We start from the raw sequence: 18,636 nt of genomic DNA, 5'->3' as shown, positions 1-18,636 counted from the left end.
GCTGAAATCGGCGGTGAAATTGCGGTTCACATGGTTCGCAACTGTTGGATTAATCCTTTTCTTTGCGCGTCCCATCCAATGAAAAAATGAATGTTTCTTCCTTAATTATCTATTTCGGGATGAAGCCCCTTGCATACATACATATGTATGTAGGTGCATAAATACTTGCATATGTACCTCGGTATGTAGAGAAGAATTCAGGTTGTATCGATAGTGATGTGATAACATAGGTGAGAATTCTACTAATATAGTATCTATAATAACGTGATACCTTTTTTGTAAAATTTAGAAAAAGTTTAAAACTAAAAAGCCATACAGATGTTCGGGCGACAACTACCAGCTCTTTTTTCATTGGTCGTTTCAGTTCCGGACATTTTTTCAGGTAAAAAATATACGATTAAATGTATAGATATCTCATGAATAAATACTACAGAATGTTGATATGTTCATTCTTTTTTCAGGAGAAAAATAAAGAAAGATTTAAATGACAAGTATCCTATTCCACCCATGGAGGTGTTCTATGGCATATACTCATGAAGGATGGACATTGTACACTCGAAGCGTAACCTTGAAAGGAGGAAGAAGTCAAACAATCTATTTTTTCAGTAAACGAGCTCCAAAAAGCGGAAAACCATGCGATTTACCCACTGGTTACACTGTTGGTGTCAATAAAAGAACCGGCCTTCCCTACCTAAAGAAGAAATAATTTTGTGTATTTTATTTCTTTTTTACACTTTCTTTTTTTTATTTTTTCTCAAATAGAACTTGCAAGCATTTAAAAACTTGTTTTTCTTTGCTGTTGTAAAGATTTTTCTATGCCTTCGAAACGATTCGCTGAAAAGAAACAACAAAAAAAAATTGCGCATCATCGCATCTGTTATTTATTTGATCTTGCAGAAAAAAACGCTCGAGATAATAAATTTGACTTAGCAAATAGATATGTTCATCTTGCGCGGAGAATCGGGATGCGGTATCGAGTTCCGATTCCTGCACAATATAAACGATGTTATTGTAAACATTGTAAGAAGTACATTTTACCTGGAACGACAGGTCGGATTAGAATTCATCATGGTAAAATCATTATATTTTGTACCGGTTGTAATTGTTATACACGAGTTATTATTCCAAAAAAAACAACAAGCGATCCGCCGGTTCTCAAAAACAGAAAATGAAAATTCTTTCGAACGTTAGAGTTTGCTCGTGAGGTATACTTTTTATGCATCTTCTGTTCATAACTTTTTTAAATTCTTTTGGTGGATGGGAGGAGAACCGGACGGGGATCGCAGATCCGAGGAGGAGAAAGGTAAGTTATACGAAATTCTATGTTCCGTCCGGTGGGACACTTCAAAAATGATATGAGAAATACACTATTTATATTCAAATAAGAGAGGTCATTGAAACTATTCGTTTTTTTAACAATCATCTAAATATCAAACAATACTTGAACGTAGATTGGTGTGTCAACATGGACTTCAAGCATATGATACGTAACTGCTTTGATTTCGACACCATGTTTATGTTTTTGTGGTGAAAAAATTTCACCAAAAACCTTTGCAGAGAGTTTCGTTCCATTGATACTGACATGAAATTTTCCAAATACAAGATTTTCTGCTCCGTTCAAAAATAAAAGTTTTGAAAGCCAGTCAACAAGAAGTTGTTCGAGGTCAGATGCCTCAAGAAAAATCTGATATTCCCCAACAGAATCAATAGATGAACGATCGGTTATAATGTCAAACATAGCTGATGCTGCATGTTCAAATGCTTCATCGATCGTTTTTCCATATGCTTTGATTCCGACATCGGCAGTATGATTGATGAATTCATATCGTTTCATAATGTTGCCTGTGAAAGATTTTGTTGACACCGGCATTCTTTCTTTTCCGGTAATGAGCAGATTATTTTTTCAACGATGCTTTCAACAATAGATGTGTGCTCCTGGTTAAAAGTTATTGTTTCATGCGTTGACTTGTGTTGTTGGAGTCCTGCAGCCATGTTTTCAACAAGACATATTGAGGCACAGCAAAGATTCTTTTCTCGTGCCAGAATTACTTCAGATGCAAGCGTCATTCCGATGATATCTGCTATTTTCGAGTAAAACTGCATTTCTGCGCAGGTTTCACGGCGAGGTCCTTCTGTTGTAAGATAGACTCCTGTGGTGTGAACTGGTATGTTTTTGAAATACTCAAGTGTGGTGATCAGATGGTTACGAAGTGTTGGACAAAATGGTTCTGAGACATCGATATGGATTCGTTGGTTTTGAACATAGGTTTGTATACGGTTTTTTGTCATATCAATAAAATCATGGGGGATAACATAGTCTCCAATCTGTATTTTAGGATTCATCGTGCTCACAGTTTCAATCATGAGCAGATAGTCAACGTGACTGACTGCAAATGCATGGATGTTTGCATGGTAGTTAATTTGGTGGGGTGGCATGGTTCTGTTTTTTCCATGGCGGTTGAGGTACAAAAGTTCATGGGAATGAACAGTTGAACTCATCAGGTCTATAGATCCATATGGCGTTTCAATAGAGATGATTTCGGGGTGTTGGAATAAATCTGATAGCGAGATGCTACTGATAATGCCAATCTTCATGATTGTTCGCCGATGCGATAAATGTTTATTTATTTAAAGATATACGCTTTCTACTACGTTTATGAAGATAGCTGCGTTGTTCTCTGGTGGAAAAGATTCAGTGTATGCAATCTATCTTGCTTTGCAGAAAAAGTGGGAGGTTACTTGTTTAGTAACTCTTGAACCACGGGTTGATGATTCATGGATGTTTCATTCGGTGAACATAGCACTCACTGAATATGGGGCAAAAGCGCTTGGGTTACCGTTATACAAAAAAGATACTTCGGGTCAAAAAGAAACTGAGTTAGATGATCTCTATGCGTTGTTAAAATCACTCCCGGTTGATGGGGTGATCAGTGGTGCTATTGCATCTGAATATCAACGGGTACGGATTGAACGCATCTGTCGTGAGTTGAACGTACAATTTTTTGCACCGTTATGGCATCAAGATCAAGAAACATTACTCCGAGAGATGGTTGCTGCGGGTTTTTCCATTTTAATTGTTGGGGTTTTTGCTGATGGTTTTGATCAGTTCTGGCTTGGTCAGCAACTTACAGAACATAATATTGATCAATTTATCACTGTTTGTAAAAAATATAAAATTAGTTTAGCTGGTGAGGGCGGTGAATATGAGACGCTCGTTGTTGACGCTCCGATTTTCTCCCAGAGGATCGTTATCGATGAGGCTGCTGTAGATTGGAAAAGAGATCATGGGATGTATCGCATTACAAGAGTCCATCTTGAACCAAAAAAATAGTTAATATGAAATGTACTGAAGACTGTGCATTTGTTGCAGGAAAAGGAATAACCGCTGGTCAATGTTTTTCTCATTTGGAAATTGTTGTTGCACTCGTTCGAGTATTGTTTGAACTGATGTTTTTCCATCGCACAGTTTCCAAATAAAAGATCCGTATTGGTCAAGACGGGCAGTAAACGTGTTTTCTCTTCTGAGAAGTTTACAGAATGAGATCCCAAGTTTGCTTGTAAATTTTGGAACGGTAATATGAATCAACCCATCCGAAGTTTCAGTCCATGAAAAATCTCCTCGGTGTGGAACATATGTGAGGAATTGATCGACCGTGGGTATTCGTGGTTTACTCTTCATGTTTTGCAAAAATCTCCCGAAGTGGGATATACCAAAGGAGAACAGCAATGAACAGCCAGACGAGCAATGCAGGCCAAATCGGTGGAAATTCCATAACTGCAAAACTAACGCCTAGTACGATCAGGAACGCAACGATGACGCCCATGAGTGCTTCTCCTGCGATAAATCCAGCGGTGAGAAGCAGCCCGGTTCTTATAATCTTTTCTTTTGGTTTCACGTCAGTTTGTTTTATAGCAAGATCCCAATCGCTGATTTCTTCTTCTTCAGCGGAACCGTATTTCTTTGCAATGACTTTATTGGTGAGGGCTCTAATGATACCTCCAGCAAAAATGGGGGTACTCAGGGTGAATGGTAAATAGATGCCAATTGCAACAGGTAACACAGGGAGATTTAGGAGAATTAAGACTAATGCAAGAACTGCTCCTGCAAGTACAAACGGCCAGACCATTTCTCCACCGAGAACTCCTTGTACGATTCCTTGCATGAGAAATGCTTGTGGTGCCGGTAGATTCGGACTGCCGATGCGGTATGCTTGATCCAGCGCAGAAATGACAAGTGCTAGAAATGGTGCTGCTGCGCAGACGCCGATGATTTCTGCTATTTGTTGATTTCTTGGTGTTGCACCAATCATTTGACCGCAGGTCATTGATTGAAGTACGTCTCCTGAGATTGCTGCTGCGCAACAAATAACCGCGGCGATGAGAATCGCAACGCCATACGCACCGATATTTCCAGTTAATCCAAATCCAAGGAGAATCAATGAGGTGATGAGGAGAACTGATACAGTTACTCCAGAAATCGGGTTGTTCGATGATCCAAGAAGTCCAGCCATGTATCCTGCAATTGCACTTGCGACAAACGCAAAAAGAATGGCAAAGACTGCCATCACTGCTGAAACAACCCAAAGGCTTGATAACCATGCATAGATAAGGAAGATCGGAATGGTTAATGCACCGATGAGAAGGAAAACAAGTTTGAAGTTCAGATCAGTGTCAGTTCGTTTTTTTGTTTCAACGGTTCCGCCTCTCAGTCCAGAGATCGCTTCTTTGATACCGCTGGCGAGATTGGATCGGAGTTTGAAGATAGTATACAGACCACCGACAACCATGGCACCGACACCAATATACCTGATATATTTTCCCCAGATCGCAAAGAAACCCCAGATTTTTGCTCCGAGGTCATAGTTTCCAAAACCGAGAGCTATTGCATCTTGAATGTCTGGTGGTGTCGAAGGCATTGGTAAGCCGGTTGCAAGGGCAATAAGGGGAACAAGGATGACCCATCCAAGTAGGCCGCCAATAAATACAAACGTTGATACCTTGAAGCCAATAATCCAGCCGACACCGAGAAGTGCCGGTGACGTTGCAAGGCCGCCGTAGAAAACACCAGAGTTGTTTGTATTGCCGATGCGGAATTTTCCAATGTCAAGTATTGAATGGATTGCACCGCTGAAAATGTTGAGACCGACTTGGCCAAATTTAAACACTGCTGATACGAGGACACCAACGACAAGCCAGATACCACTAACACCACTTCCTGTTTTTTTGGTTTTTTCAGCACTTTCCCCACCGACAGTTGTGGTGAGAACTGCAGCAACCGCAACTCCTTCAGGGAAGGGTAAGTCTGTTTTGATGATGAGTGCTCGTCTGAGCGGTACCATCCAGAGGACGCCAAGAATGCCGCCGAAGAGAGCAACCAGGGTCGTTTCAACGTAGTGAATCTCAGTCCATGTTCCGATGAGGACCAGTGCAGGAATGGTGAAGATGACGCCTGCTGCCAGTGCTTCTCCAGCGGCTGCTCCCATCATCCCAAGGTTGACTTCGAGGATGGTTCCTTTGAACGGTCGAAGCAGGGCAAATGCCATAACTGCACCAGGGATAACAGCTGAAACCGTCATACCTGCATACAGCCCGAGATAAGCGTTTGCCGCTCCAAGAATGATTGCAAGGATTATACCGACGAGAACTGCTTTGATCGTAAGTTCTGGTATTTTTTTCGTTGCAGGGATAAATGAGTTAAAATCGTCTCGAGATGTCATGGAATATCTATATGAATAATATATTTCAGTATTTATAAAACCATCGGTTCATTGGATATTGCTTTTTTCTCGGAGTAGGTTCAAGTTTATATTTAAAAACAAATGATTAAATATATTTTATATTATAAAAATTGTACTCAAAGCTCCAGAGGATATCTCAGAATACCACCGATGCCGCTAAATGCTCGATAGAGGGAATCTCCTTCTTCGCTGTCTCGAGAAATAAGTTGAACAGTTGCATTTGTTTTTTCAGCAATGTCTGATAACTCATCGATCAGATCAACCTTTTCAACAAGTTCCATGGGAAGTGATGTTTGGCATTGTTGGCAGAGCGGAGGGATGAACTCCTCCATTTTTTCTGCATCGATGGTTCGTTCGGCAGTGTATCCACAGGTTGAACATTTAAGTTTGATTCGATATTTCCGTAATGTTTCAGACATGAGTAACGTATCGACAACACCCATGCTCAGTGCTTTGCGTATCTGTTCTTCACCGTACACTGCAAGGCTTTTTTCTGATTTTGTAACTTCTGCGAGGAACCGTTTCATAATCTTTTTTTCCTTAGCTATTTTCAGATCAGCCATAGCATCGGCAGCAACAGCAACAAGCTCTTTTAACCCAAATTCATCGGTGTATCCAGTATCAAACGTATCGATGACTTTTTTCTGAATCTCATGGTGGAGGTAGTTTTCATTGATGAAATACGTTTTTGTTGGTCCGGATCCTCCAACAAGGATTCCTTTCAGATCTTTTTCAGCAAGAAAAATCTCACTTGCTCGTTCTCCGCATTTCACAAACCATTCATGTGCTGCAATTTCAGTAAGTCGTTCGAAACGTCGTTGTGATTGACCACCGCGACCATGTTTTCCAGGGACTTGCGACGTCATATAGCGGAGAAGCTCAATACGATTTCCTCGGAGCATGCCGATTGTGCATTCTCGACGGTCAATAAGTAATAAACCGTAAATGTCGGTTTCTGAGAGCATGGCATCGAGTGGTTCAGTGAAAAATTCAGCATCACAGCGATACAAAAAAATGTTGATGGGCATGGGCGGTTCGATGACAAAAGCAACCATCTCTGTTTGATCTGCTCCGATGCTTTTATGTCCAACAAAAAAAACAACACCGTTTGGTGGTGCCTGTTTAAACTGTCGAAGTCTACTGAGGATTGATTCTATTGCTGAGGTTACATTTTTTCGTGTGGTTTTTGATTTAATATTTTGTGACTGTGAAAATTCATTTCGTAAGTATGCGGTAACATCTGATATTTGTTTAGATGGTGGGATGTAGAGTGAAATCAGTTCGGTATGTTTCCCTTTGCATGCTTTGAGTTCTTCAAGTGTTCGTTTGAGATCATATCTTTGCCGTTGGGTCATTTCGGTCATTGTGTTGTTCACCATTGTGATGTAGGATTTTTTTTATTTTTTTTATTGTTCCTTGATATAAATTTATTGTGATTATTGTGATCGGTTACTACAAATAGAATATCTCTCCGTTACTTGGTGTTAGTACCTCACCAATGTTTTGGAGTGGTTCTCGTAATGCTTCTCGTTTGTCACCATGGAAAAGGACAATTTTTTCAGGATGGCATTTTTTTGCAAATTCGATCAGTTCCCGATGCCCTGCATGTGCTGAAAAGTCAAAGTATTGTACCTCACATTCAACGTTTTCTTGAACGCCGTAAAAATCAAGTTTTCCGTGGTCTACCAGTAGTCTGCTATTTGATCCTGGTACTTGGTATCCGGTGAGCAGTACTGCGTTTCTCTTATCATTTTTCAATTTGTTCATATAACTCAAAACAGGTCCTCCATCCATCATACCGCTTGAGGTTAAGATTACCTCTGATTTTAGGGCTAGTTTTCTTCCGTGATCAGAATGAACAAAGTTTAGTTTGTTCATCGCTTTTTTAAGATTTTCTGCTGATCGGAGTTCGTTAGGATACTTCAGGAATAGTTTTGCGACTTTTTTTCCCATGCCATCAAACCAGACGTTGTAGCTTGCTTTGTGGAGAACCATAGCGATTTCTTGGGATCGTGCTACTGCAAAAGCAGGGATAATGACAACGCCACCTCGGCTGACTACTTCATCGATTTTATCAAGAAATGCTTGTTCGAGTTCTTGTCGGTTTGGATGGTCTCGTTCTGCGTAGGTACTTTCCATGATGAGGATATCACAAGGTACTGGTGTTGTTCCTTTCATGAGTCGTGTATCTGAGACGTTGAAATCTCCCGTAAAAAGTATTCTTTTTTCTGCGTTGATTTCATACATCAGTGATCCTGGGATATGCCCAGCGCTATGACACATGATTTCACAACAATCGGAGACTATTCTTTTTTCTCCAATGGATATTGGGATGATGCTGTGTTCTACTTCTTTGATATCAGCAGGGCTAAATGGTGGTGAGTAGCCATCCATTTTTGCGATTTTAATGGTATCTTTGAAGAGTAGATCGCTCAATGCTGCTGTCAGTTTTGTACAAAGAATATTTTGATCGGTATGGCTGCACAACCACGGTATCATTCCTGAATGATCGAGATGTGCATGGGTGAGTAAGGTGAGATCAACCGGTGGAGGTGGAAGTGGATATTCTGGTGGTTTTCCTGGGAGCATCCCGTATTCAAGGAGAAAACGTTTTTCTTCAATTTCTAAGGTGAGTGCTGCGCGTCCGACTTCATTTCCACCGCCAAGAAACTGAGCTGTGATTTGAGTATCTTTCATAAAAAATCTACGACCTCGAAGATTTAAAGGGTTGATTAATGTTTGGTCAGGGTTCTTTTGGTTTAACGATCAGTGTTGTTTCATCTTTTTTAATAATGGTTACTTTTGTGTTAGGTTCAATGATTTGATCAGCGCGTGCTTGCCAGAGTTCTCCTTTGAATCGGATAAAACCTGTTTTTTCAGGGGTTATTCGATCAACGGTTGTTGCTGTTTCCCCGATGAACACTCCGACTGCTGCTCGTTTTCTTCGGATTTGGATCACTTTATAGAGGAGAAAGAGGAAAAAGCAGGCAAAGAATATAACAACGGTGATTGTGATGAGGAGTGCATCAGTCATATAATCACTTGAAATGAGCCATTCTCGATTTGGGTAGCTTGGTATGAGGAATATTGAACCAATGACAAGGCAGATGGTACCGCCGATGCCAACCACACCAAATCCAGGCAAGGCAAAGAGTTCAATGATGAGCAGTAAACAACCAACGACTATAAATAGTATGCTGAGGAGAGGTACGCTGAATCCTGAACCAATTAGTGAAAGAAGGATTGCGATACCTCCGAATACTTCTGCGCCATGTCCTGGTGTCGAAATACCAAAAATCAAGGAAAAAATACCGATCATGAGTAAGAGTGATGATAGAACAGAGTTTGATAAGAGGTTCATGATTTGGATTTTGAACGAAGGAGCATATCTTACAAGTGATGCGTTTTTGGTATAAATCGTCTTGTTCTCGGTTGATGTTCGAATGGTGTGTGTATCAATTTTTTTGAGTAGATCTTCGACAGATGAAGCAGTATACTCGATCACTCCAAAGGCATATGCCTCAGTTGCATTGACATTTCTATTTTTAGTGATGAATTCTTGCGCAAGTGTTCCGTTGCGGTTATACATGGCTGCCCGTTCAGACATCCATGCGGTAAGCGCGTTAATGATCTTTGAATCGTTGATGAACCGTGTTCCCTCAACCGTTATCTCAACAGGTTGACAGGATCCAATAATAGTGTGATTTGCCATTACCGCGATATGTGTACTTAGAAGAATAAACGTACCTGCTGACCACGCTGTTGCACCGCTGGGATACACAAAACCAATCACCGGTATCGAACTACTTTTGATATGATCAGCGATATCAAAGGTTTGTTGCAGTCCGCCTCCTGGTGTATTTAGAAGAAGAATGATCGCTTGTGTGTGTTGTTGTTCTGCTTCTTTGAATGATTCAATGATCATCTCAGTGGTTGCTTGGTTGATTTCATCACTTATTTCAACTAAAAGAACCACGTTTTCTTGTTGATTCGAACCAGATATGATTATCGAAAAGACAAGAAGAAAGAAGAAAAAGATGGAGAAGAAGGATGTTTGTTTCATTCTATTTTTTTATTGACTGCTTTGGCGATACCTGCAATGTTTCCGATTTCGCCAGCGGGTACAATGATAAGGTTTTTTTCTCGAGCGATTTCAGTCAGTGTTTGCAGTTCTCTGAGTCGAAGAGCAATCGGTGTTTGTTCATAGAGTTTTGCAGCGTCGCTCATTTTCTGCGATGCTTGTAATTCTCCTTCAGCAATAATAATTCGTGATCGTTTCTCTCGTTCTGCTTCGGCTTGTTTTGCGATTGCTCGGAGCATCTCTTCAGGCAACGCAACATCTTTTATAGTAACTGCAGTGACTTTGATGCCCCATGGATCAGTTCCTATATCTAGAATCTCTTGAAGGCTTTTATTCAATTCATCTCGCTGTGATAATAGTTCATCAAGATTTTTCTGTCCAACAATATCTCGGAGTGTTGTTTGAGCAAGCATACTTGTTGCAACATCGTACCGTTGTACTTCAACGATTGCTTTCTGTGGATCAGTGATTCTAAAGTAAACCACAGCGTCGACATCGACGGTGACGTTATCATTGGTAATGATCCGTTGCTTGGGTACATCAATAACTCGCGTTCGTAAGTCAAGCTTGATAATTTTGTCAATGATTGGTATGATGAACACGAGTCCAGGTCCTTTAATTCCCGCAAGTCTTCCCAGACGGAAGATAACAATTCGTTGGAATTCTGCCATGATTTTTATTGATGATGCTAAAACCATGATCACCAATATTATGAGTACTATTAGGATGGTTAATCCATCTATCATAATGCTTTACCTCCACTCCGACACAACATCTTGTTGTTTTTAAGGATTTCTGTTTATTCTTGGGGCATCTCTGATGTTCTTCTTAAGAATTCCCCAGGGATATAGTTTTATGTATCTTGTTGATATGGGTGCTAGTAGAGATGGTTTGGTATGAGTGAAATTCGAAGTGTAAAAGCACGTGAAGTTCTTGATTCACGGGGAAACCCAACAGTTGAAGTTGATGTTATCACCGATGATGGTGTCTTTCGGGCAATGACCCCCAGCGGTGCAAGTGCTGGTCAGCATGAAGCATTAGAACTGCGCGATGGTGATACAAAGAGATATCTTGGAAAAGGGACGTTAAAAGCAGTTGAGCATGTACGAAAAATTATTGCTCCGAAACTCATCGGTATTGATTGTTCTCAGCAGGAACGGATCGATAAGATTATGCTTAAACTTGATGGCACTGAGAACAAAGAAAAACTTGGTGCAAATGCAATTTTGCCCGTTTCCATGGCGGTTACAAAAGCCGGTGCAGCCTCAAGGCAACTTCCCCTCTATGAATATATTGGTGAACTTTTTGGTGTTGTGCCGCATACTTTACCAGTTCCTATGTGTAATGTGATTAACGGTGGAAAACACGCTGGTCAAGAAAATTCAATTCAGGAACATATGCTTATGCCAACCGGTGCAAAATCCTTCGGCGAAGGTATTCGTATGGTTTCTGAATGTTATCATCATCTTGGAAAATTGTTAAAAGAGCGTTACGGTGCAACTGGTGTTCTTGTTGGTGATGAAGGTGGTTTTGCGCCAGCTCAGCTTGTTGATGTTCATGATCGGCTCGATCTTATGCTGCTTGCTGTTGAAAAAGCAGGTTATGATGGTTTAGTCAAAATTGCCTTGGATCCTGCCTCAAGTGAGTTTTTCTATGATGGTGTATATAGAATTGGGGAGAAATCATTTTCCGGTGGTGAACTAGTTGATTTCTATGTTGATCTCTGTAGAACCTATCCGATTGTAAGTATTGAAGATGGTCATGCTGAGGATGATTGGGACTCTTGGGTTGAGATGACTAGAAAACTTGGGAAAACTGTTCAGATTGTCGGTGATGATATTTTTGTTACCAATACCAATCGAATTGATAAAGGTATACAGCTTCAAGCAGCAAACTCGGTGCTTATAAAACTTAATCAAATTGGAACGGTGACTGAGACTCTTGAAGCGGTTAAAATGGCTCAAGATGAGGGTTGGACTGCGGTTGTTTCTCATCGCAGCGGTGAAACTGAGGATTGTTTTATTGCTGATTTTGTTGTTGGAATCAGTACAGGGCAGATAAAAACCGGTGCACCTGCTCGTAGTGATCGGAATGCAAAATACAACCAGCTACTACGAATCGAAGAAGAACTTGGCGATCGTGCTGAGTATCCTGGAGAAGACTTTCGTTCTCAATAACAAATCAGGTTCAGGTCAGGAAATGTTTTTATGCTGTTTCCGATACCTAGTCCTGGAGGCATATACGTATGAACATATTAATTACTGATAAAATGGCTGATGAAGCAATCCAAATGCTAAAAAAAGCAGGTCATGACGTTGTCATCAATGAGATGGATCCCGCGACATTGCTTAAGGAGATTCCGAAGTATGATGCGTTGATGGTTCGCAGTCGAACAAAGGTAACTAAAGAGGTTATCGAAGCTGGTGCGAAAGGTAAACTGAAAGTGATTGGTCGTGCGGGAATCGGTGTTGATAATGTTGATATCCAGACCGCGGCGATGCATAAAATTAAAGTGGTGAATGCGCCAACTGGTGCAACAGCAAGTGTTGCTGAACTTACATTTGGTCATATGCTGAGTATTTCTCGGATGTTGCCAAAAGCAGATAGTTCAACAAAGAAAGGCGAGTGGTTAAAGAAGCAGATGAAGGGAAACGAAGTATATGAAAAAACTCTTGGTTTAATTGGTACGGGTAATATCGGCCGACTTGTTGCAAAATATGCACAGTGTTTTGGTATGAATGTTATTGGGTATGATCCTTTTGTTGACAAAAAAATTATGCAGAAAGATCATATTAAAAAGGTTGAAACTGTTGAAGAACTCGTACAAACAGCTGATTATATCTCCCTGCATATTCCTCATACAAAGGAAACACATTATCTCTTGAATGAGGAGATGATCGCGAAAATGAAGCCATCTGCGTATATTATTAATTGTGCTCGTGGTGGTGTTATTGATGAAAAAGCGTTGTATCTGGCACTGAAGAATGGTAAACTTGCTGGTGCAGCGTTAGATGTATTTGAACAGGAGCCACCCGCAAAGGACAATCCGTTACTGAGTTTAGAAAATGTGGTAGTGACACCACATATCGGTGCAAATACTGTTGAGGGGCAACTTCGTGCAGGCTTGATTACTGCCGAGCAGATAATTAAAGCTCTTGCAGGTAAGGAGCCTGACTACTGGGTGAATAAAAAACTGATGATCTAATTGTTCCTACTGTTATTCAATTTTTATTCATATTTTTTTGTTTCTTCAGTTATTTTGATTTTGCTTTTTTATGACAGACCCTAGTCTTTGTTATTTCAAGTATTCACAAACCAGTACACTATTTTTCATTTTTTCTTCATTCAGTGGATATTTATAGGAAAACTATAATTATGGTATTGAGTTCTCAGATATGGTTATGAATAATCTAGATTCAATCATTGGAAAGATTGACAAGCATATTACAGAAAAAGACTCGATTCGTGAGCAGGCACTTCGTTTATCCCGGGATATTATTATCTCTTGTCGAAAAGCAATTCAATTACTTCATCGAAATGATTTTATTCATGCTCAGGAACTTATTACCAAAGCATCAAATACGTTGGTTCAGCTCTACGACATTACGAAACCATATCCGGATCTGTTTCATGCGGGTTTTGTAGAAAATGCTGGACAAGAGGTTGCTGAGGCGTGGTGCTTGCAGAATATTATGCAGGGAAAGGATTTGCCAGATCCTGATGCCATTCAGACCACCTATAGTTCGTATCTGATGGGGTTGTGTGACGTGGTTGGTGAGTTACGTCGTGCTGCTCTTGACTTCATCCTTGAAGGAGCGCCGGCAAAAGCACATGAGTATCTCCGCCATATGGATCAGATTTATGATGCAATCATGAGTTTTGACTATCCTTCAGCGTTGGTACCGATTAAGAAAAAACAGGATATGGTTCGTCTCCTCATTGAAAAAACACGAGGAGAATTAGCGGTTGCCAGCTGTGAACGACGAATCGATGATAAAACACTAGAGTTTCGAGGATTATTTGATAAAACTGGTGAAAACAGAAAACAAGGAAAACCAAAAGAAGAAAGTGACATCGATATCGATAAGGTCTGGTAGAGGGAGAAATTCACTGCTTTTTGTTTTTTTTCTGCTGTGTGGCATGATTCCGTAAAACAGTCCTATAGCCTCCGCTCATGCCCATAAGTGTTGCTGTTTTTTATGCAATATCTCGCAGTTTCTGATACGCCCAAAACTTCAACTTCGCCTTATGATACATATTCCGTATCCTATAACTCCTGATACCCTCACCATACATACGTTTCATTGCAGAAAAAATCCCTTCACTCGCCGGCCAACGATACCCGTACCCTTTCGCCTTCATCCCAGAACCATCACAACTCACAATCATCTCCCCCACTCGTCTTCTGAACGATACGGGAAGTGAAAGTATTCGCCTGCGGATCTGACTGAAACAGATCACGGGAAACGGTCCCAGTCTCTTAGAAAACGCTCGGACAATACCTTGTATCGACCGGAAGTCAACCTTTACTCCAAAACATGGCACAAAATACAATCAACGACTCAGGATACGTATACGGTTGCCCCACCTTCCCCTGATTCATCCTTCTGATCTCACCACGCCAATTATCCAGAAATCGTGGATTCACAAGAAACTCCCCGCGCTTCACCAATCGTTCATTACACTGTTTCCAATCCCTGTTATCTTTATGCTTTTTACCCCAACTGTTTCTTTTTCATACTGTGCATCCCAAAAAAGATATGCACATTCTCTATCTTAAATCATGCCACACAGCATTTTTTTCGAAACGTTTATAAAAAGCCTTTATATACTTTAAGAAGGGGACGTTCATCGTTATGGCAGATCTCGTCATTGAAAACATTGTTGTTTCGACTCAGCTTACCGGTCCGGTGGATCTCCAAAAAGTATCAACTGCAGTACCAGGAACCACGTATACCCCTAATGAGGTCCCTGCTGTGATGTTCCATATTGATGCACCGAAAGCAGTGGTGATGCTTTTTGCTGATGGTCATGCGATGATTACTGGTGTTCGAAGTACTGACGAGATTGAGATCATCCTTGATCTTATTGCAAAAAAGCTTTCTGTTGTTGGGCATACCATCTCGGAAGAACCTTTGGTAACCAGTCATCAGGTTATTGGGTCTGTTGATTTAAGACGTCCTCTTGATGTACGCGCGCTTGCAAAACGGTTATCAAATGCTACCTATAATCCGAAATGCTTTCCAGGAATAATTTATAAGACTGAAGACCCAAACGCTGTTATACTTCTTTTTCATACCGGAAAAGTTGTATGTTCTGCTACAACTATTGATGAGGTTTCCAGAGCAGTGCAAAACATCCAAGAAAAACTCTCATCGTTAGGTGTATAGGATTATAAAAAATGGAATGGAGGAAAAAGATATGCCGGAAGTAATTGTGGAAAATATTGTGGCGTCAACATCCTTTTCTGATAAATTGGATCTTGACGTGATAGCACAGTCACTTGAAGAAGCTGAATATGAACCAGAGCAGTTCCCTGGACTTGTGTATCGTCTTGACAACCCAAAAACTGCGACGTTGCTGTTTCGCAGTGGTAAAGCGAATTGTACTGGAGCAAAAAACATTGAAGATGTTCGAACGACAATTAAGATCATTGCTGAAAAACTTAAGAAATTAAATGTTGATGTGTATAAGGATCCTGAAATAGTCATTCAAAATATTGTTGCTATCTCGGATCTTGGTGGAGAGTTAAATCTGAATGAAGTCGCTATGGCGCTCGGTCTAGAAAACGTTGAGTATGAACCTGAGCAATTTCCTGGTCTTGTGTATCGGATTCGTGAACCTCGGGTTGCGATGTTGTTGTTTGGCTCTGGTAAAATTGTCTGTACTGGGGCTCGAAAGATCGAAGATGTGAGTCTTGCAGTTGATAAACTGTCCCAGGAGTTAACCTCTCTTGGTTTGATTCATTAACTCTTTCCCTCTTTTTCTTTTTTCTTCTATCTGATATTTCATTGTTTTTTTTATCAAAAACCTTTTTATAATTAACATGTGTTTTGAATATTGGGTTTGAGGGATGAAATATGATGTATAGAAAGGATCTCTTAGAGGAAGATTATGCTACCTTTAAGGCTCAGGCTGAGGAGATCATTCATCGATATCACTATGGAACTTATTATCGGACCGATCTAAAAGAATCCCGAGTTGACCTAAAAGAGATAGTGATGTTAACTCATAACTCACTAACAGAGTTTCTTCGAGTTTGTTCGTTGTATAAATTTTTGACAGACCTCTATCAACTCCCCTATATAAAAAAGATTATTGACTATGCGAAACAGCATGGTTTTTCTTTTGAGTATCCCTCTGAATTGAAACAACAAATAGGCATGGATGCATTTTCTGTTTCCGTTCTTCGTAAAAAAGAGCAAGATCCTGGTTTTACCATACAGTCTTTTTGTGATATGGTGTTTGTAAAACAAGGTGATACTAAAAAGTTCGGCGTTCGAGTTCCTTTGCTTGAATATTCTCAGGGTAAGTTTTCTGTTCAGGAGTCATCGGTCATTTTAGAGTCATTGCATAAGATGGAATAAATAGTTTTGGTTTTTTTCCATATTGACATTTTAACAGGAAATGGTTAATAATGATGAGTTTTTAATCATAATATGCTATGATATTACATAGCATATTAATGAGGTGAGCTATGGGAAATTTAACCGAGCAACAGAAACAACTAATATTAGCATTCCTCAAAAACAATGCAAAAAAAGATCCCCTTATAAAAGAAATTATCCAAAAAGAGTAAACAGCCTACAAAACAATTTTCTTTGTACTATTTATTCTCCTTCTGTAATTCAATCGCTATACAATAAAAAATAACACGTCTTTTTCTTCTTTTTTCATTTCTAAGACATATTCGAAACATTTATGACTCAACGAGCAATATCGAAGAATCATTCACGGGGAAACAAAGATGGCACGTGGTCGATGTATCAGTTGTGGTTTTGATTTCGAAGAGGGTGTTTACCTCATGAAAAACAAAAAAGATTATATCTGTATCTTTTGTCTGAAAAATCACTATCATTTCAGTATCACTGAACTCTTCGACCAGCAACAGAAAAGAATTCTCGAAGACGTTCTTGATCGGGAAGGGTGTCTGCAACTTTTTTCAGATACATTATAAGTTTTGCAGCACCTAATTCATATTAGAATATTTATAAAAGGAATCTCTATTTAGTGCCTTCAATGTTTCTGAGAAAACGCACCTTGTTTTTTTCCCTAGTTCTTATCTCGTCATTTATTTTAGCTATTGTTGCAGCTATTGACAGCAGCATCATTCAGAGCTATTCCAAAATTTATTCAACTGAAAAAATCCCCTGGCTTTTTAGTTTTTCTTCATTTTTCATTGGTTTAATCATCACGTTTTTCCTGTTCGTATTTTTTTCCCTATCCATTCGAGGAAAAAGCATTGGTTCGTATCTCCTTGATCCTTCGTTTCGTCGATTACGATTGATGCATAAATCTGAGGTTAAATATCAAATACTTGCAGGTTTTGGAAATGCTTCAACCACACTTGGCTATTTTGTCGTATTAAGTATGCTCGTCGATCCTTCAATTATATTGCCATTTAAACAAGTCGTTATTTTATACCTATTAATCGCTGAAACTATTTCAGAAAAGAATGCACCAACTCTTGTCGAAATACAATCAAGCATTATTGTTACCTTTGGAGCAATTCTCAGTTCAATTTCCATGACCGGTGATTTTAATTTCGAATCACTCTTGATAATGTTTCTTGTGGTAAATCCAGGTCTTGTTTTTTTATTCATCAGTCAAAGAAAACTAATGCTTATGAAGTTTAACAATATGCCGAATGATTCTATTAATATTCGTTTCTGGAATCTCGTTTTTAGTTTTATTTTCATTACCTTGTTTATCGTCATATATGATTTTTTCACCGGCACAAACTATCTTGGTGAAGGTTTCGAATCTTCTCTTCTTTTTTTCTGGCCGGTTGCTCTCTCGATGACTGTTGGATTATTTTCTATTCTTGCATACATTCGATCGTTAAAAATTGGAAAGACGAGTGTTGCACAAGCTATTCGGGCATCAACAATTCTTTTTTCAATCCCAATTTCATTTGTTCTATCTCAATACGTTGAGATATCGTTTCCTGATCCTCCTGTGATTTGGCTGATCCGTTTTATGGGCTATATTTTGGTTATCATTGGCATAATCACATTTGCTTTATCTGAAATTAAAGCATTTGTCTTCATTAAAGTTGAACCAAAAGTCAAAAAACATGCTATTCTTGAGTTAGTATCCCAGGTTAAAGGTGTTGAATCAGCTTGTGTTGTTTTTGCAGCTAACCATGATATTATAGCATATGTTCGGACCAGAACACTTCTTCGAGGGTATACGCAAATCGTGCAAAAACTTGAAAAAACACCAGGGATACAAAAGGTTAAATTTATATCAATTATCAAAGAATGGGAAAATCTCTAGTAAGATCTGGGCAGGTACATATTTTTTTCAAAACAGAGAATAAAGCAAATGACGTAAGAATATAAAGCCGCCGAGGGGATTTGAACCCTTGACCTGCTGATTACGAATCAGCCGCTCCACCAGCTAAGCTACGGCGGCATATTACTGGCTGAATATCGTTCATTCATAAAAAACTGACTATGAGAACATCCGGCTACATCCCGAAATGAATCCATAAATTCAGCATAACGTCTCATTTTGCTGTGAGAATCACGCACAGCAAACAGAAAAAATCATAATTCAACAAGCTTTTTTACAGATTTTTTCAACAAAACCATC

20 protein-coding genes and 1 tRNA gene are annotated in these 18,636 nt (G+C 39.6%); 11 read left to right on the top strand and 10 right to left on the bottom strand.

Annotated features, from left to right (window positions below):
* Nucleotides 1-520: 520 nt before the first annotated feature.
* Together QXL17_06785 and QXL17_06780 are read left to right on the top strand one after the other, a co-directional pair.
* Nucleotides 521-706 carry a hypothetical protein gene (locus tag QXL17_06785; protein ID MEM4258837.1) on the top strand — a complete coding sequence of 62 codons (186 nt, stop codon included), beginning with the start codon at nt 521-523 and terminating at the stop codon, nt 704-706.
* Nucleotides 707-815: 109 nt separating this feature from the next.
* Nucleotides 816-1,172: a ribonuclease P gene (locus QXL17_06780; GenBank protein MEM4258836.1), complete on the top strand. Its 357-nt coding sequence runs from the start codon at nt 816-818 to the stop codon at nt 1,170-1,172.
* 251 nt (nt 1,173-1,423) lie between these two features.
* On the opposite strand, the gene QXL17_06775 is transcribed toward QXL17_06780, so the two are convergent.
* Both QXL17_06775 and QXL17_06770 read right to left on the bottom strand, forming a co-directional pair.
* A complete protein-coding gene (locus QXL17_06775; GenBank protein ID MEM4258835.1) occupies nt 1,424-1,834 on the bottom strand; it encodes an archease in 411 nt (136 codons plus the stop codon).
* The gene (locus QXL17_06770) at nt 1,831-2,595 is read right to left on the bottom strand and encodes an MTAP family purine nucleoside phosphorylase (GenBank protein ID MEM4258834.1); all 765 of its coding nucleotides are present in this window, start codon (nt 2,593-2,595) and stop codon (nt 1,831-1,833) included. Before QXL17_06770 ends, QXL17_06775 begins: the two co-directional genes overlap by 4 nt.
* Nucleotides 2,596-2,656: 61 nt before the next feature.
* Here QXL17_06770 and QXL17_06765 point away from each other — a divergent pair, with 61 nt between their 5' ends.
* Nucleotides 2,657-3,331 (top strand): TIGR00289 family protein, encoded by a 675-nt coding sequence (locus QXL17_06765; protein ID MEM4258833.1) that lies wholly within the window; start codon nt 2,657-2,659, stop codon nt 3,329-3,331.
* On the opposite strand, the gene QXL17_06760 is transcribed toward QXL17_06765, so the two are convergent.
* The 6 genes from QXL17_06760 to QXL17_06735 all read right to left on the bottom strand — a co-directional run bounded on the left by QXL17_06760 (nt 3,332) and on the right by QXL17_06735 (nt 10,565).
* Nucleotides 3,332-3,679: a PqqD family protein gene (locus QXL17_06760; protein MEM4258832.1), complete on the bottom strand. Its 348-nt coding sequence runs from the start codon at nt 3,677-3,679 to the stop codon at nt 3,332-3,334.
* Nucleotides 3,669-5,717, bottom strand: coding sequence for an oligopeptide transporter, OPT family (locus QXL17_06755; GenBank protein MEM4258831.1), 2,049 nt, complete (start codon nt 5,715-5,717; stop codon nt 3,669-3,671). The genes QXL17_06760 and QXL17_06755 overlap by 11 nt, the downstream gene beginning before the upstream one ends.
* A gap of 137 nt (nt 5,718-5,854) precedes the next feature.
* A complete protein-coding gene (prf1, locus tag QXL17_06750; GenBank protein ID MEM4258830.1) occupies nt 5,855-7,102 on the bottom strand; it encodes a peptide chain release factor aRF-1 in 1,248 nt (415 codons plus the stop codon).
* 88 nt (nt 7,103-7,190) lie between these two features.
* Entirely contained in the window at nt 7,191-8,435 is a 1,245-nt protein-coding gene (locus QXL17_06745) for an MBL fold metallo-hydrolase (protein ID MEM4258829.1), read from the bottom strand.
* Between the two features lie 46 nt (nt 8,436-8,481).
* Nucleotides 8,482-9,801, bottom strand: coding sequence for a nodulation protein NfeD (locus tag QXL17_06740; protein ID MEM4258828.1), 1,320 nt, complete (start codon nt 9,799-9,801; stop codon nt 8,482-8,484).
* On the bottom strand, nt 9,798-10,565 hold the full coding sequence (locus QXL17_06735) for a slipin family protein (protein MEM4258827.1): 768 nt from the start codon (nt 10,563-10,565) through the stop codon (nt 9,798-9,800). Before QXL17_06735 ends, QXL17_06740 begins: the two co-directional genes overlap by 4 nt.
* Before the next feature lie 150 nt (nt 10,566-10,715).
* Between QXL17_06735 and eno the strand changes: the two genes are divergently transcribed.
* The 3 genes from eno to QXL17_06720 all read left to right on the top strand — a co-directional run bounded on the left by eno (nt 10,716) and on the right by QXL17_06720 (nt 13,916).
* Complete coding sequence (eno, locus tag QXL17_06730) at nt 10,716-11,996, top strand: phosphopyruvate hydratase (GenBank protein ID MEM4258826.1); 1,281 nt, start codon at nt 10,716-10,718, stop codon at nt 11,994-11,996.
* Between the two features lie 68 nt (nt 11,997-12,064).
* Nucleotides 12,065-13,024: a hydroxyacid dehydrogenase gene (locus tag QXL17_06725; protein ID MEM4258825.1), complete on the top strand. Its 960-nt coding sequence runs from the start codon at nt 12,065-12,067 to the stop codon at nt 13,022-13,024.
* 196 nt (nt 13,025-13,220) lie between these two features.
* The gene (locus tag QXL17_06720) at nt 13,221-13,916 is read left to right on the top strand and encodes an RNA-binding protein (protein ID MEM4258824.1); all 696 of its coding nucleotides are present in this window, start codon (nt 13,221-13,223) and stop codon (nt 13,914-13,916) included.
* Nucleotides 13,917-14,016: 100 nt separating this feature from the next.
* On the opposite strand, the gene QXL17_06715 is transcribed toward QXL17_06720, so the two are convergent.
* Nucleotides 14,017-14,364 (bottom strand): hypothetical protein, encoded by a 348-nt coding sequence (locus QXL17_06715; protein ID MEM4258823.1) that lies wholly within the window; start codon nt 14,362-14,364, stop codon nt 14,017-14,019.
* Nucleotides 14,365-14,675: 311 nt separating this feature from the next.
* Between QXL17_06715 and QXL17_06710 the strand changes: the two genes are divergently transcribed.
* The 5 genes from QXL17_06710 (at nt 14,676) to QXL17_06690 (ending at nt 18,318) form a co-directional block, all read left to right on the top strand.
* Nucleotides 14,676-15,209: a hypothetical protein gene (locus QXL17_06710; GenBank protein MEM4258822.1), complete on the top strand. Its 534-nt coding sequence runs from the start codon at nt 14,676-14,678 to the stop codon at nt 15,207-15,209.
* Between the two features lie 16 nt (nt 15,210-15,225).
* The gene (locus QXL17_06705; GenBank protein MEM4258821.1) at nt 15,226-15,789 is read left to right on the top strand and encodes a TATA-box-binding protein; all 564 of its coding nucleotides are present in this window, start codon (nt 15,226-15,228) and stop codon (nt 15,787-15,789) included.
* 110 nt (nt 15,790-15,899) lie between these two features.
* Nucleotides 15,900-16,406, top strand: coding sequence for a hypothetical protein (locus tag QXL17_06700; protein MEM4258820.1), 507 nt, complete (start codon nt 15,900-15,902; stop codon nt 16,404-16,406).
* A 380-nt stretch (nt 16,407-16,786) separates the two neighbouring features.
* Nucleotides 16,787-16,996: a hypothetical protein gene (locus QXL17_06695; GenBank protein ID MEM4258819.1), complete on the top strand. Its 210-nt coding sequence runs from the start codon at nt 16,787-16,789 to the stop codon at nt 16,994-16,996.
* 62 nt (nt 16,997-17,058) lie between these two features.
* Nucleotides 17,059-18,318, top strand: coding sequence for a hypothetical protein (locus QXL17_06690; protein MEM4258818.1), 1,260 nt, complete (start codon nt 17,059-17,061; stop codon nt 18,316-18,318).
* Nucleotides 18,319-18,383: 65 nt separating this feature from the next.
* Here QXL17_06690 and QXL17_06685 read toward each other — a convergent pair.
* A tRNA-Thr gene (locus tag QXL17_06685) sits at nt 18,384-18,456 on the bottom strand.
* Between the last annotated feature and the right edge of the window lie 180 nt (nt 18,457-18,636).

The organism is Candidatus Thermoplasmatota archaeon (assembly GCA_038884455.1).
Taxonomy (GTDB): domain Archaea; phylum Thermoplasmatota; class E2; order DHVEG-1; family DHVEG-1; genus JAWABU01.
Note: the sequence above shows the minus strand (reverse complement) of the source record. Positions and strands in the feature narration are given on the sequence as shown.

Bases quoted from the DNA above. Each gene is read 5' to 3' on its own strand.
- QXL17_06785 (MEM4258837.1), top strand. From the start codon at position 521: ATGGCATATACTCATGAAGGATGGACATTGTACACTCGAAGCGTAACC.
- QXL17_06780 (MEM4258836.1), top strand. From the start codon at position 816: ATGCCTTCGAAACGATTCGCTGAAAAGAAACAACAAAAAAAAATTGCG.
- QXL17_06775 (MEM4258835.1), bottom strand. From the start codon at position 1,834: ATGAAACGATATGAATTCATCAATCATACTGCCGATGTCGGAATCAAA.
- QXL17_06770 (MEM4258834.1), bottom strand. From the start codon at position 2,595: ATGAAGATTGGCATTATCAGTAGCATCTCGCTATCAGATTTATTCCAA.
- QXL17_06765 (MEM4258833.1), top strand. From the start codon at position 2,657: ATGAAGATAGCTGCGTTGTTCTCTGGTGGAAAAGATTCAGTGTATGCA.
- QXL17_06760 (MEM4258832.1), bottom strand. From the start codon at position 3,679: ATGAAGAGTAAACCACGAATACCCACGGTCGATCAATTCCTCACATAT.
- QXL17_06755 (MEM4258831.1), bottom strand. From the start codon at position 5,717: ATGACATCTCGAGACGATTTTAACTCATTTATCCCTGCAACGAAAAAA.
- prf1 (MEM4258830.1), bottom strand. From the start codon at position 7,102: ATGACCGAAATGACCCAACGGCAAAGATATGATCTCAAACGAACACTT.
- QXL17_06745 (MEM4258829.1), bottom strand. From the start codon at position 8,435: ATGAAAGATACTCAAATCACAGCTCAGTTTCTTGGCGGTGGAAATGAA.
- QXL17_06740 (MEM4258828.1), bottom strand. From the start codon at position 9,801: ATGAAACAAACATCCTTCTTCTCCATCTTTTTCTTCTTTCTTCTTGTC.
- QXL17_06735 (MEM4258827.1), bottom strand. From the start codon at position 10,565: ATGATAGATGGATTAACCATCCTAATAGTACTCATAATATTGGTGATC.
- eno (MEM4258826.1), top strand. From the start codon at position 10,716: ATGAGTGAAATTCGAAGTGTAAAAGCACGTGAAGTTCTTGATTCACGG.
- QXL17_06725 (MEM4258825.1), top strand. From the start codon at position 12,065: ATGAACATATTAATTACTGATAAAATGGCTGATGAAGCAATCCAAATG.
- QXL17_06720 (MEM4258824.1), top strand. From the start codon at position 13,221: ATGAATAATCTAGATTCAATCATTGGAAAGATTGACAAGCATATTACA.
- QXL17_06710 (MEM4258822.1), top strand. From the start codon at position 14,676: ATGGCAGATCTCGTCATTGAAAACATTGTTGTTTCGACTCAGCTTACC.
- QXL17_06705 (MEM4258821.1), top strand. From the start codon at position 15,226: ATGGAGGAAAAAGATATGCCGGAAGTAATTGTGGAAAATATTGTGGCG.
- QXL17_06700 (MEM4258820.1), top strand. From the start codon at position 15,900: ATGATGTATAGAAAGGATCTCTTAGAGGAAGATTATGCTACCTTTAAG.
- QXL17_06695 (MEM4258819.1), top strand. From the start codon at position 16,787: ATGGCACGTGGTCGATGTATCAGTTGTGGTTTTGATTTCGAAGAGGGT.
- QXL17_06690 (MEM4258818.1), top strand. From the start codon at position 17,059: ATGTTTCTGAGAAAACGCACCTTGTTTTTTTCCCTAGTTCTTATCTCG.